This is a genomic window from Mycobacterium interjectum (genome assembly GCF_900078675.2).
Lineage (GTDB): Bacteria > Actinomycetota > Actinomycetes > Mycobacteriales > Mycobacteriaceae > Mycobacterium > Mycobacterium interjectum.
This window is the reverse complement of record NZ_LT546237.1, coordinates 1,158,785-1,171,864: the sequence shown is the minus strand read 5'-3', so window position 1 is coordinate 1,171,864 and position 13,080 is coordinate 1,158,785. Positions and strand designations below refer to the sequence as shown.

11 protein-coding genes and 1 pseudogene are annotated in these 13,080 nt (G+C 68.1%); 7 read left to right on the top strand and 5 right to left on the bottom strand.

Annotation, left to right across the window (positions count from 1 at the left end; genetic code table 11):
* Window positions 1-38 precede the first annotated feature (38 nt).
* The 5 genes and pseudogenes from BN4348_RS39830 (at window position 39) to BN4348_RS39810 (ending at window position 3,573) form a co-directional block, all read left to right on the top strand.
* Window positions 39-377 carry an ArsR/SmtB family transcription factor gene (locus BN4348_RS39830; RefSeq protein WP_066911964.1) on the top strand — a complete coding sequence of 113 codons (339 nt, stop codon included), beginning with the start codon at window positions 39-41 and terminating at the stop codon, window positions 375-377.
* Window positions 374-1,870: pseudogene (gene arsB / locus BN4348_RS39825) on the top strand (ACR3 family arsenite efflux transporter). Before BN4348_RS39830 ends, arsB begins: the two are co-directional and overlap by 4 nt.
* 28 nt (window positions 1,871-1,898) lie before the next feature.
* Window positions 1,899-2,315: an ArsI/CadI family heavy metal resistance metalloenzyme gene (locus BN4348_RS39820; protein ID WP_066912073.1), complete on the top strand. Its 417-nt coding sequence runs from the start codon at window positions 1,899-1,901 to the stop codon at window positions 2,313-2,315.
* Window positions 2,316-2,363: 48 nt separating this feature from the next.
* A complete protein-coding gene (locus BN4348_RS39815) occupies window positions 2,364-2,861 on the top strand; it encodes a flavin reductase family protein (protein ID WP_066911955.1) in 498 nt (165 codons plus the stop codon).
* 1 nt (window position 2,862) lies between these two features.
* Complete coding sequence (locus BN4348_RS39810; RefSeq protein ID WP_066911953.1) at window positions 2,863-3,573, top strand: pyrimidine reductase family protein; 711 nt, start codon at window positions 2,863-2,865, stop codon at window positions 3,571-3,573.
* A 4-nt stretch (window positions 3,574-3,577) separates the two neighbouring features.
* Here the strand turns inward: BN4348_RS39810 and BN4348_RS39805 are convergent, their stop codons facing one another.
* Entirely contained in the window at window positions 3,578-4,063 is a 486-nt protein-coding gene (locus BN4348_RS39805; RefSeq protein ID WP_066911950.1) for an SRPBCC family protein, read from the bottom strand.
* Between the two features lie 280 nt (window positions 4,064-4,343).
* Between BN4348_RS39805 and BN4348_RS39800 the strand changes: the two genes are divergently transcribed.
* Together BN4348_RS39800 and BN4348_RS39795 are read left to right on the top strand one after the other, a co-directional pair.
* Entirely contained in the window at window positions 4,344-4,643 is a 300-nt protein-coding gene (locus tag BN4348_RS39800) for a hypothetical protein (RefSeq protein ID WP_372514015.1), read from the top strand.
* Between the two features lie 162 nt (window positions 4,644-4,805).
* Window positions 4,806-6,635, top strand: a complete 1,830-nt coding sequence (locus BN4348_RS39795; RefSeq protein ID WP_066911944.1) for a serine/threonine protein kinase PknE — start codon at window positions 4,806-4,808, stop codon at window positions 6,633-6,635.
* Between the two features lie 49 nt (window positions 6,636-6,684).
* On the opposite strand, the gene BN4348_RS39790 is transcribed toward BN4348_RS39795, so the two are convergent.
* The 4 genes from BN4348_RS39790 to BN4348_RS39775 all read right to left on the bottom strand — a co-directional run bounded on the left by BN4348_RS39790 (window position 6,685) and on the right by BN4348_RS39775 (window position 13,080).
* Window positions 6,685-7,071 (bottom strand): hypothetical protein, encoded by a 387-nt coding sequence (locus BN4348_RS39790; RefSeq protein WP_066912070.1) that lies wholly within the window; start codon window positions 7,069-7,071, stop codon window positions 6,685-6,687.
* A 76-nt stretch (window positions 7,072-7,147) separates the two neighbouring features.
* Window positions 7,148-9,094 carry a serine/threonine-protein kinase gene (locus BN4348_RS62445; protein ID WP_066911941.1) on the bottom strand — a complete coding sequence of 649 codons (1,947 nt, stop codon included), beginning with the start codon at window positions 9,092-9,094 and terminating at the stop codon, window positions 7,148-7,150.
* A gap of 177 nt (window positions 9,095-9,271) precedes the next feature.
* Complete coding sequence (locus tag BN4348_RS39780) at window positions 9,272-11,449, bottom strand: glutamine synthetase III family protein (protein WP_066911938.1); 2,178 nt, start codon at window positions 11,447-11,449, stop codon at window positions 9,272-9,274.
* A gap of 149 nt (window positions 11,450-11,598) precedes the next feature.
* Window positions 11,599-13,080, bottom strand: a complete 1,482-nt coding sequence (locus BN4348_RS39775; protein WP_066911935.1) for an MFS transporter — start codon at window positions 13,078-13,080, stop codon at window positions 11,599-11,601.

Here is a 13,080-nt window from a genome sequence, read left to right as displayed (position 1 = left end):
GCCTTGCCGACTGATTCGATAAGTGTTTATATAGATGGATGTCGAATCAGTCGCCGGCGTGCTGCCCGACGCTCGGGGCGGCGACCATGGACGAGGCGCAGGCAGTCGACCTGGCGGCGATGTTCAAGGCGTTGGCCGACCCGGTGCGCCTGCGCCTGCTGAGCCTGATCGCCGGCCACCCGGGCGGCGAGGCCTGCGTCTGCGAAATTTCGGCGACTTTCGACGTCTCGCAGCCGACGATTTCTCATCACCTCAAGCTGCTGCGCGCGGCCGGTCTGCTGGACTGCGAGCGGCGCGGCACCTGGGTGTACTACTGGGTGATTCCCGCTGCTTTGCACCAGCTCTCAGCGGTCCTGCGGGTGGGCGACCCCTCGTGACCCAAACCCCGACGTCGGCGCCCGCCGCCGACGCGGTCGCCACCCGCCTGTCCACGCTGGATCGGTTCCTGCCGGTGTGGATCGCGGCGGCGATGGCCGCAGGGTTGCTGCTGGGCCGCCTCATCCCGGGGCTGGGGTCGGCGTTGAGCGCGGTTGCCGTGCAAGGCATTTCGCTGCCCATCGCGATCGGCCTGCTGGTCATGATGTATCCGGTGTTGGCCAAAGTGCGCTACGACCGACTCGACGAGGTCACCGGCGACCGCCGCCTGCTGGTGACCGCGCTGGCGCTCAATTGGCTGATTGGGCCCGCGGTGATGTTCGCCCTGGCCTGGCTGTTGCTGCCGGACCTGCCGGAGTACCGCACCGGGCTGATCATCGTCGGGCTGGCGCGCTGCATCGCCATGGTCATCATCTGGAACGACCTGGCGCGTGGGGACCGCGAAGCCGCGGCCGTGCTGGTCGCGTTCAACTCGCTGTTTCAGGTTGCCATGTTCGCCGCGCTGGGCTGGTTCTACCTGTCCGTGCTGCCCGGCTGGCTGGGTTTGCCTCAAACCGGTATCGCCGTCTCCCCTTGGCAGATCGCGCAATCCGTGCTCGTGTTCCTCGGCGTCCCGCTGCTGGCCGGATACCTGTCGCGCCGCCTCGGTGAACGGTCGCGGGGGCGCGATTGGTACGAGAACCGCTTCCTGCCGCGCGTCGCCCCGTGGGCCCTGTACGGATTGCTGTTCACCATCGTCCTCCTGTTCGCCCTGCAGGGCCACCAAATCACCTCGCGGCCATGGGATGTCGCCCGCATCGCGATCCCACTGCTGGCCTACTTCGCGATCATGTGGGCCGGCGGATATGCCCTGGGATTGCTGCTGCGGCTCGGCTATGCCCGCACCACCACGCTGGCGTTCACCGCCGCCGGCAACAATTTCGAGTTGGCCATCGCCGTGGCGATCGCGACCTATGGCGCCGCGTCGGGGCAGGCCCTGGCCGGGGTCGTCGGGCCGTTGATCGAAGTGCCCGTCCTCGTCGGGCTGGTCTACGTATCCCTCGCGCTGCGAACCCGGTTGTTCCGGGAGCCGTAACCGATGGCCGACAAACCCAGCGTCCTGTTCGTCTGCGTCCACAACGCCGGGCGGTCGCAGATGGCGGCCGGCTTGCTGAGGCACCTCGCGGGAGAGCGCATCGAGATCCGCTGCGCGGGAACCGAACCCGCCGAGGCGGTCAACCCCGTTGCCATCGCGGCGATGGCCGAAATCGGAATCGACATCGCGGCCGCCACCCCCGCGATCCTCACGGCAGACGCGGCGCGCAGCAGCGACGTGGTGATCACCATGGGCTGCGGGGACGCCTGCCCGTACTTTCCCGGGGTGTCCTACCGCGACTGGAAACTGCCCGACCCCGCCGGCCAACCGCTGGGCACCGTGCGCGCCATCCGCGACGACATCGCCGGCCGCGTCCGCGCGTTGATCGCCGAACTCCTGCCCACGTCCACCCCCTCATGACGACCCGCACCCGCAGAAAGGAATGAACATGTCCCGCGTGCAGCTAGCCCTCAACGTCGACGACCTCGACGAGGCGATCGCGTTTTACTCCAAGCTGTTCGACACCGAACCCGCCAAGGTCAAGCCCGGCTACGCCAACTTCGCCATCGCCGAACCGCCGCTCAAGCTGGTGCTGTTCGAGAATCCGGGCCACGGCGGCACGCTCAACCATCTCGGCGTCGAGGTGTCGTCCACGGACGCGGTGCACGCCGAAATCGGCCGTCTCGGCGCCCACGGGCTCTTCACCGAGGAAGAGATGAACACCACCTGCTGCTTTGCCGCCCAGGACAAGGTGTGGGTCACCGCCCCCGGCGGTGAAAGCTGGGAGGTCTACACCGTCCTGGCCGACTCCGACACCTTCGGGCCCGCCAGCGGCGAAGCCGAAGAGGCCTGCTGCCAGGCGTAGGTGCCCCCACGGCGATTCCCGGCCGGCCCGAACGGGAAGACTGAACGGGTGGCCGAGCCCGGAACGGAAGCATTCGAAAAGCTGGTGGCGCTGCTGAACTATCCGATGTTCGTGGTGACCACGCACGCCGACGGCGTCGACGCCGGCTGCCTGGTCGGTTTCGCCAGCCAAACCAGCATCCACCCGCCGCGTTTCCTGGTCGGCCTTTCCAAGAAGAACCACACGTTCCGGGTGGCCACCGGGGCCAGCCACCTGGCTGTGCACGTGTTCGACCGCGAGCACATCGATGTCGTGGAATTCTTCGGCAGCCAGACCGGCGACGCGGTCAACAAGTTCGAGCGGTGCTCGTGGCATCGCGGCCCTGCGCGGCTGCCCATCCTCGACGACGCGGCCGCCTGGTTCGCCGGCAGGATCCTCGATCGGTTCTCCCTGGGCGACCACGTCGGGCACTTGTTGGAGCCGGTGGATGGTCGCCCGCCGCAGGAACTGGAGGAATGGGTGTCATTCGGCGACGTGCGCCACCTGGAACCGGGTCACGAGGCCTGACGTGACCGAGTCCGCACGGGTGGGCGCCGTCGGCGACATCACCGAATTGGCGTCGTTCTACGCCGATCCCCCGGACGGCGTGCGCGCCAACATGATCTTCAGCGCCGACGGCGCCGCCGCCTTCGGTGGCCGCGCCGGACCGCTGTCGTGTCCCACCGATCAGCACCTGCTGCGGATCCTGCGCAGCTTCGCCGACGTGGTGCTGGTCGGTGCCGGCACCGCGCGCGCCGAAAACTATGGCCCGGTGCGGTTGACCGATGCGCAACGGCAGAAGCGGCACGCCGAAGGGCGGACCGCGCCGCCACCGATCGCCGTGGTCAGCAGCAGCGGTGAACTGCCGGCCAGGCTGTTCAGCGACCCCGACCAGCCGCCGATCCTGGTGACCTGCGCACGGTCGCCCGCCCGGCACGACGTCGGCAACGACCCGCGGGCCGTCGTCGTCGGCGACGACTCCGTCGACGTCAGCCGCGCCGTCGAGTTGCTGCGCGAACAAGGCATGCGCCGCATCCTGTGCGAGGGCGGACCCACCCTGCTCGACAAGTTGGTGGACGCCGACGCCATCGCCGAAATCTGCGTGACCCTGGCGCCCAAGCTGGCTGGGGGCCAGCCCGTGGGCCTGCGACGGCCCGCGCGGCTGTCGGTGCCGGTCGCGATGCGGCTCGAGCACGCGCTGGCCTGCGACGACTACCTGTATCTGAAATACCGCCGTTGACTGGTCAGCCGCGGGGATAGCCCCGGCGGACCGTCCGGTCCAGAATGCCCAGGGTCGCCCGCAACGCGCCCTCGGACAGTACCGGGAAGATTCCGGCGTCCCGCCACTTCGCGTCGATGTTCGACCAGTCGTAGAACGAGGTGACCACGGTGGAAACGCCGTCGCCGGCCGGTTCGAGCAGGTAACCGTAGAGATGGCCGATCTGCGGGCGGATCTGGCCGAGAACCGTCCACGAGATCAGCCGATCCTGCTCGAACTCTTCGATGCTGACGGTGACGTCGTACTTGCCGAGCTGCGGGAAGTCATTGAGCGACTCGCGGTCCATGTGCACCACGAAGCTGTCCCCGGCACCCGTCACCGATTCGCCGTCGGCGTCCTGGAGCATCCCCGAGGAGTCGATCGCGACGTGGCCGTGCGGATCGCACAGCACCGCGAAGATGTCGGCGGCGGGCGCCGGGATGGTGCGACTGGTCTCGATGCGTTCGGTCATGCGTCCTCGCAGCCAGCGGAGATAGCCATAAATTGCGTCGCGGGTAACTCTACGTCGCCCGGTGCGGTTGAGGGCAGTGCCGCGGCGATTGCTGGACGGCCGCTCGGCATGCAGCGAGTCACGCGGCTTCCTATGATGAAAGCTTGGAATATTTTCATCGAATTGCCTGCGCGACACTGCCTTCAGCCCATCGTCGTCCGACCACTCGCGGGCACCGGAGAGGAGGATCACCGGCCACGTGAGCGATGCAAACGGCGAGGACGAATACCGCAACCTGGCGGTGAACCGATTGCGGCCCGGCGAGCTGCACTGGGCGCTCAACCACGACTCGGTGCACGGGATCGCCTACGCGTTCCGCAATCCCGTCGCCGTCGCCGAATCGCTCGACGACCCGCACGACGATCGAAAGACGTATCTGATCCGGGTCAGGCGCGACGACTTGGCCAACGCCCTGGGAAAGATCAACGACTGGATCGTCAAAAATCCCGGCCCCGCGGGGATGCAGGCTTACGGCTTCGTCCGGGCGCTGTCCCGCGAGGGTCTCAGCGAACGCAAAGCCGGCGACGAGGAATGCCGCTGAGCCCCTGCCCACGCCGTCCGGCCCGCAGGTCCCACGCCCAGCAAAGTCGCCATGAGCTGGCTTTCTCGCTATTCACGGTGCCCGGGCGCCGCCGAAGCCATTAGCCTTATGCCTGGCAGGCCATGCTTGTAGGTGATTGCGGCCCCGGATGAGGAGTCGGCGATGGGTGACACGACCGCGGATTCGCGGGAGGGTTCGCAGTTCGGGCCGTATCGGCTGCGGCGGCTGGTGGGTCGCGGCGGCATGGGCGACGTCTACGAGGCCGAGGATACGGTGCGCGAACGCATCGTGGCGCTCAAGCTCATGTCGCAGACGCTGTCCAGCGATCCGGTCTTCCGCTCGCGCATGCAGCGCGAGGCCCGCACCGCGGGGCGGCTGCAGGAGCCCCACGTCGTGCCGATTCATGACTTCGGCGAGATCGACGGCCAGCTGTACGTGGACATGCGCCTGATCGACGGCAAGAACCTGGCCACCACGCTGAGCCGGTTCGGGCCGCTGGCGCCGCCGCGCGCCGTGGCGATCGTGCGCCAGATCGGCTCGGCGCTCGACGCGGCGCACGCGGCCGGGGTGATGCATCGCGACGTCAAGCCGGAGAACATTCTCGTCAGCGCCGACGATTTCGCCTATCTCGTCGACTTCGGGATCGCGAGCGCGACGTCGGACGACAAGCTGACGCAGTTCGGCACCACCGTGGGCACGGTCAAATACATGGCGCCGGAGCGGTTCAGCGACAGCGAAGTGACCTACCGCGCCGACATCTACGCGCTGACCTGCGTGCTCTATGAGTGCCTGACGGGGACCCCGCCGTACACGGGCGACACCATCAGCGTGATGGGGGCGCACCTCAACCAGGCAATCCCGCGGCCCAGTGTCGCGCGGCCGAGCATCCCGGTGGCCTTCGACGCCGTGATCGCCCGCGGCATGGCCAAGGACCCCGCCGCGCGCTATGCGACGTGCGGCGACCTGTCGTCGGCCGCCTACGCCGCGCTGGCCACACCCGATCAGGATCGGGCCACCGACATCCTGGAGCGCAGCCAGGTGGCCAAGCTGCCCGCGGCGTTCGCCGGCCAGCAGCCCAGCGGCTACGCGTCGGTGCCGTCCGCCGTGGCCAACCACGCGCCGCCCCAGGGCCCGGTGTGGCCCGCGACCCCGGCGACCGGGTCACCGGTCATCGGCGGTGGACCGGTGCCACAGCCGACGGGATGGCCCGGAACTCCGCCTTGGGGCACGGGCGATATGGGGAGCACCGGCGCACCGCCGTGGGGACAGCCGCCCCGGGGCGGGCACAAGCCGTGGCTGTGGGTGGGCGCCGCCGTGACCGTCGTGGTCGCCGTCGCCGGCGTATTGGCCGTCGTCGCCGCCCATCCGTGGCAATCGTCTTCGTCCCGGCCCACGCCCGCCCCGACGTCGGCGCCACCCCCGCCGGACGCGGTCGAGCTCAAAGTGCTCGACGACGGCGTGTCCATCGGCAGCGCGGCGGCACCGACGACGATCGACATCTTCAACGAGCCCATCTGCCCGCCGTGCGGCAGCTTCATCCGGTCCAATGCGAGCGACATCGAAAGCGCGGTGAACAACAAGAAGCTGGCGGTGCGCTATCACCTGCTCAACTTCCTCGACGACAAGTCGCATAGCAAAACCTACTCGACTCGCGCGGTGGCTGCCACGTATTGCGTTGCGGCGCAGAATGATCCGAAGCTCTACAGCGACTTCTACTCCGGCCTGTTCGCCAGCACCTTCCAGCCCGCAGAGAACGCCCCCGAGGATCGCACCGACGGCGAACTGGCGCAGTTGGCCAAGACCGTCGGCGCCGATGCCAGCGTGATCGACTGCATCAAAGCCGGTGACGATGTCGCCACCGCCAAAGCCAAGGCCGCGGCCGGGGACGCGACGTTGAGCGGGCTCAACGCCACCGGCACGCCATTCGTGTGGGACGGCACCAAGTCGGTGAACTATCAGGATCCGACCTGGCTCACCAAACTGATCGGATAAGCCGCCGACGGCGTTGCCGCGCCGGGTGATTTGCCCCGGCCACGCGGCGTTAGGGGTGCGGTGTGGGAGGCGTTGGCGCCGAGGGTGTTTGCGGCGGCCCCATCATCCCACCCGGGCCCATCATCCCGCCCGGCCCCATCATGCCGCCCATTCCGCCGGGCCCCATCATGCCGCCCATTCCGCCGGTTCCCATCATCGGGCAGCTACCGGAGTGTCCGACGTAATACCCGCGGTACCAGCCGTAGTGGCTGCCCGAGGACCAGCCCAACAGCAGCCCCCAGAACAGAATCACCGAGACGACGAAGAGCGTCCCGGCAACGATGACCACCCACGCCGCGGCTTGGCCCAAGCGGCTGGATGCGCCATACCGGTTGTCGTGCCGGGGCGGCCCGGTCGCGGTGGTCGGTTCGATTGTGGATTCGGGTGTTTCCGTCATGGCTTGCAGGATCGCACAGGAATACCCCATGGGGGTAGGGACCATTGGCCCTAGTTTGTGGGCCCCCGGAAGCCGGTCAGTCGCCGGTGCGCGCGAATTTGATATCGACGTCGGTGCTCTTGCAGGGCGACGGCGGCCCGGTCACGTCCTCGTGACCGTGTCCGCTGATCAGCGGAATCGGGTCCTGCGGGGGCTGGGGCATCGGGAAGTGCGCGACGATCCTGGTGTGCTCCATGGCGCCGCCCCGCGTGCAGGGCATGTCGAATTCGCGGTCGTAAGTCCAAGCCCCGCCATCGAATACCAGCGCCATGGCCGACAGCGGTGGTTTGTGGAAGAAGCTCAGGCACCGGTCACCGTTGCGCAGGCAGTCCGTACGGACCACGAAGTCGTTCTGCTCGCGGTAACCGTTCGGCTGCGTGCCCGTCTCCTGGTAATGGCCGTGCACACCCACGGCCGGCGACACGACCCGCGGCGGCAGGGCGTTCGGATCGGCCATGCTCGTGACGTCGACATCGCCGGTGCGGGTGAAGGTCACGCTTCGTTTGTTGGCGCACCCCTTGGCCATCATCTCGGTGGCCTCGCCGGCCAGCGTGCCGTCGGGACGCGGTTGCAGCGTGAACGTCTCCCAGATTTCACCGTCGGCCTTGCCGCACGTGCTCGAGCCGGCGCTCACGGCCAGCCAGCTTCCGTTGACCTGGTCCAGCACCATGGTCGGCACCTGCATGGTCTCGCCGGTCAGGCGTGTCGCGATCGCCACGCACCCGGTGGGACGGCACGCGGAACTCACGCCCCACGTCTCCGTGGTCGGCGCGGCGCCCGGCGGCGGCATGCCCTCGATGCTGGTGATCCGCGCGAAGTCGGCCCGGTAGACACCCGTGAACGGACCGGCGTTAGGCGGCGGGGTCGGGGCGGCCGTGGGCGCCGCAGCGGGCGACGGCCGGTGGGACTGGGTGAGCCGATCCCCCGCCCAGACGCCGCCCGCGATCAGCGCCGCGACGCCCGCCAGCGCGGGGATCAGGACGGCCGGGCGGCGGCGCAACCGTTTCGTCGGCCGCAGCGGCGCGGTGGGCCCGGCCCCGCCGAACGAGGGCTGAGTGACTTCGTTGTCGGGGCGGGGCGGAATCTGGCCGGCATAGGCGTAGCCCGGGCCGGCCTGCTGGCCGAGGTGGGCGGCGAACTCCCCGCAGCTGCCGAATCGCTGCGAAGGCTCCTTGGCCATCGCGGTGGCGAACACCGGGTCCAGCGCGGCCAGCTCCGGCCGCCGTGCACCGATGGAGGGCGGCGCGGCGTTGACGTGCTGGCTGATCACCACTGCGGGATTGGCATCGACGTAGGGCGCCGCACCGGTCAGCAGGTGAAAAGCCGTGCAGGCCAAGGCGTATTGATCGGCGCGCCCGTCGATGGGCTCGCCCTTGAGCTGCTCGGGCGCCGCGTAGGCGACCGTGCCGACCGTCATGTTGGTCGCGGTCAGACCGGTGGCATCCTCGATGCGCCGGGCGATACCGAAGTCGGCCAGAAACACCCGCCGGTCCTGACCGTCGGGGTCGGTCAACAGGATGTTGGCGGGCTTGACGTCGCGGTGCAGCAGCCCGCGATGGTGGGCGTAGTCCAGCGCCGAGGCAACCGCGGTGATGATCGACACCACCCCGTCGAGCGGCAGTCCGCCGGGGTCGTTTTCGAGCAGCAGCCGGCCCGCGTCGGTGCCGGGCACGTAGGCCATCGAGATCCAGAAGTGGCCGTCCTCCTCGCCGCGGTCGTGGACTCGCACGATGTGCGGGTGTGACAACCCCGCCGCCAGGTCGGCCTCGCGCGCGAAACGGGCCCGGAATTCCGCGTCGGCGGTCAGTTCCGGCGGCAGCACCTTCAGCGCGTCCTCGCGCGGCAGCCGTGGGTGCGCCGCCAGGTACACCTGGCCCATGCCGCCCGATCCCAGCAGCCGACGGATCGTGTATCCGGCAAACACCTGGCCGACCGCGAGCGGCATGGCGAGATCGTAAGTCTTGCCCTCGGGGGTTTTGCGCACTTCCGATCCTTTCGGCCACAGGGCGATCGCCCGTCAGCAGAAAGGTTGCGGCACCGAACTTGCCAGAACTTGGTGAAGTCCTTGCGGAATTCTTGCGCTGCGTGCGCGGATCGCCGGGCGTGAGGGCCGCGGATCACCGCCGCTTACGCGGCCGGCCCCCACGCCCGACGAAGTCCGTCACAGGATGTACAACATCTCCTGGTAGGTGGGAAGCGGCCACAGATCGTCGGCGACAACGCTTTCCAGCGTGTCGACGGCCGTGCGCACGGCTTCCATCGCCGGTAGCAGCTCGTGCTGGGCGTGCGTGGCCTCTTCGAGGGCCGACGATGCCGAGTGGCCCGTCAGTGCAGACTTCAACGTCGCCAACGCCGCGGACAGATCGGCAATCGGAGCCGAAACTCCTTCCAATGCAGCCATACTCGGCTCCACGCCGGCCTTTTTCAAGGCCGCGACGTTCTGCGCAAGCTCCGTCTGGTAGCGGATCGCGGCCGGGAGGATGACCGTCGTCCCGATCTCGAGCGCCAGCTTTGCTTCGACCGCGATGGTCAGCGCGTACTGCTCCAGCCGGACCTCGTAGCGGCTGTGCAGTTCGCGGTCGTTGAACACGCCGTACTTCTCGAAGAGTTCGATCGATTCCGGCTTGATCAGCTCGGGGATCGCGTCCAGCGTGGTCTTCAGGTTCGGCAGGCCCCGCTCGGCCGCCTCGATCTGCCAGTTCTCCGAATACCCGTCCCCGTTGAACACCACCGCGCCGTGTTCGGTGATGACGTCGGTGAGCAGCTTCTGTACCGCCGCATCGAAGTCCTCGCCGTCTGCGACGGCTTTCTCCAAGATAGAGGCCATGTAGTCGAACGAGTCGGCCATGATCGTGTTGAGCACGATCATCGGCACGGCAACGGTCTGCCCAGAACCCGGGGCCCGGAATTCAAACCTGTTGCCGGTGAACGCGAACGGACTGGTGCGGTTGCGGTCGCCGGCATCGGTCGGCAGCGGGGGCAGCGTGTCGACACCGATGATCATGGTGCCCTTGCCCTTCGACGATGTGGCCGCGCCTTTGGCGATCTGCTCGAACACGTCGGCGAGCTGCTCTCCGAGGAAGATCGAGATGATCGCCGGCGGTGCCTCGTTGGCGCCCAACCGGTGGTCGTTGGTGGCCGACGCCACCGACACCCGGAGCAGCCCGGCGAACTTGTGCACGGCACGGATCACCGCCGCACAGAACACCAGGAACTGGGCGTTCTCGTGCGGGGTGTCGCCCGGGACGAGAAGCGAACCCAATTCGGCGTTGCCCACCGAGAAGTTGACGTGCTTGCCCGAGCCGTTGACGCCGGCGAACGGCTTCTCGTGGAACAGGCATTCCATCCCGTGCTTCTTGGCGATCGTCTTAAAGATCGTCATCAGCAGCTGCTGGTGGTCGGAGGCGATATTGGCACGCTCGAACATCGGCGCCACCTCGAACTGGCCCGGGGCCACCTCGTTGTGCCGGGTTTTGGCGGGAATGCCCAGTTTGAACAGCTCCCGCTCGGTGTCCATCATGAAACCGAGGACGCGCTCGGGCACCGCGCCGAAGTAGTGGTCGTCGAACTCCTGCCCTTTGGGCGGCTTCGCACCGAACACCGTGCGGCCGGCGTTGACCAGGTCCGGCCGGGCCAGGAAGAAGTGCCGGTCGACCAGGAAGTACTCCTGCTCCGGGCCGCAGAACGACACGACCTTGTTGAGCTCCTTGTGGCCGAACAGCTTCAGGATGCGCTCGGCGTGGATGCCCATGGCCTGCTGGCTGCGCAGCAGCGGTGTCTTGTAGTCCAGTGCCTCGCCGGTCATCGACACGAAAACCGTTGGGATGCAGAGCGTGTTGCCGTTCGGGTTCTCCAGAATGTAAGCCGGGCTGGTGACGTCCCAGCCGGTGTAGCCGCGCGCTTCGAAGGTGCTGCGCAGCCCACCCGAGGGGAAGCTGGAGGCGTCGGGCTCGCCCTGGATGAGGGTCTTGCCGGCGAACTCGGCGAGCGTCTGCCCGTCCGAGATGGGCTCCAGGAAGCTGTCATGCTTCTCGGCGGTCAGGCCGGTCATCGGGTAGAACACGTGGGCGTAGTGGGTGGCACCCTTCTCCAGCGCCCAGTCCTTCATGGCCACCGCCACCGTGTCGGCGACCGCGGGGTCGAGCTTGGCGCCTTTCTCGATGGTGGCCACGATGGACTTGAACACCGACTTGGGCAGTCGCGCCTGCATTTCCGCCTTGGTGAAGACGTTCGAGCCGAAAATCTCGCCCGGGGTCTCCCCGGGCACGAAGCTGATGGCCGGGGGAACATACGCCTCGACGTTGTTGATCGCCTGCAGACGGACAGCGTTTCCGCTCAATTGAATTCCTATCGCTGGGGGGCCCCACGGTTCACGTGGCGGACGACGGACCGCCCCACCATAGGAACGTTCGATGGCAAATCTGTTACGCCCGTGTCAACGCTGGGTCCGCGATGGTTGCGATCGTGAGACGCGTGCCGGGGTGGCGGCTAGCGCTTGCGGGGCGCTTCCTCGTCGCGCGCGGCGTCGGCCACCGTCAAGGGCAGCGCCAGCTCTTCCAGCGGGCGCCGCTCGGCGGCGACGCCCAGCCACAGCTCGATCAGGCCCGCGACGGCCATCACCGCCGCTCCGATGAGGAACGACCAGACCACCTCACCGCGCTGCCCGGAATTGATCAACTGGCCGAACAGCAGCGGGCCGCTGATGCCGCCGATCGCCGTCCCGACCGCGTAGAAGAACGCGATCGCCAGCGCCCGGGTCTCCATCGGGAAGATCTCGCTGACGGTCAAGTAGGCCGCGCTCGCCCCCGCCGAGGCCAAGAAGAACGCCATCGCGAGGACGGCGATGAACGTCCAGGCGCCGCCGGTCCCCGTCACGAACACCACCGCCAACACGACGGCGACGACGGCCGAGCCGATGTAGGTCGCGCTGATCATCGGTTTGCGGCCGACGGTGTCGAACAGGTGCCCGAGGGCCAGGGGGCCGACGAAATTGCTGAGCGCCCAAAGGATGAAGAACAGCGGCACCTTCGCGGACGGAACCCCGTAGAAGCCGCTCAACAGCGTGCCGAGGTTGAACGTCACCCCGTTGTAGAGGAACGCCTGCCCGATGAACAGCGCCAGCCCGAGCACCGCGCGCCGGGGGTACAGCGTGAACGCCACCCTGGCGATCTCCCGGAACGAAATCGTCTCGCGTTGGCGGACTTTGAGCGGGCGGCCCCCCGGCTGCGGCAGCGGCTTACCGGTGTCGCGCTGCACTTCCGCCTCGATCTCGCCAACGACCCGCTCGGCCTCCTCCGCGCGGCCGTGGATGAACAACCACCGGGGACTTTCCGGGACGTTGCGCCGGACGAGTAGCACGAAGATGCCGAAAATGGCGCCGACGCCAAATGCGAGCCGCCACCCGATGTTCGGCGCGAAATTCGAGGTGTCCAGGAGGACCAGGGCGCCGGCCGCTCCCGCCGCCGACCCCAGCCAGTAGGTCCCGTTGATCATCAGGTCCACCCGACCGCGCACGCGCGCGGGAATCAACTCGTCGATCGCCGAATTGATCGCCGCGTATTCGCCGCCGATGCCGGAGCCGGTGAAGAAGCGGGCGATGAAGAAATACCAAGGGGCGAAAGCGAATGCGGTCGCGACGGTGGCGGCCAGGTACACCGCGAGGGTCAGGATGAACAGGCTGCGCCGCCCGAAGCGGTCGGTCAGGTGACCGAAGAACAGCGCGCCCAGGCAGGCCCCGGCGATGTAGAACGCCGCCGCCATCCCGATCTGCGCGGCGTTGAGCTCGATGCCGCTGCCCTTTTCGGTGAGGCGGGAGGACACGTTGCCCACCATGGTGACCTCGAGGCCGTCGAGGATCCAGACGCCGCCGAGGCCGACGACGACCCGCCAGTGAAATCGCGACCAGGGCAGCCGGTCCAGCCGGGCCGGCACCTGGGTGGTGATCGTTCCGGTTTGCACGCCTGCGCTCAT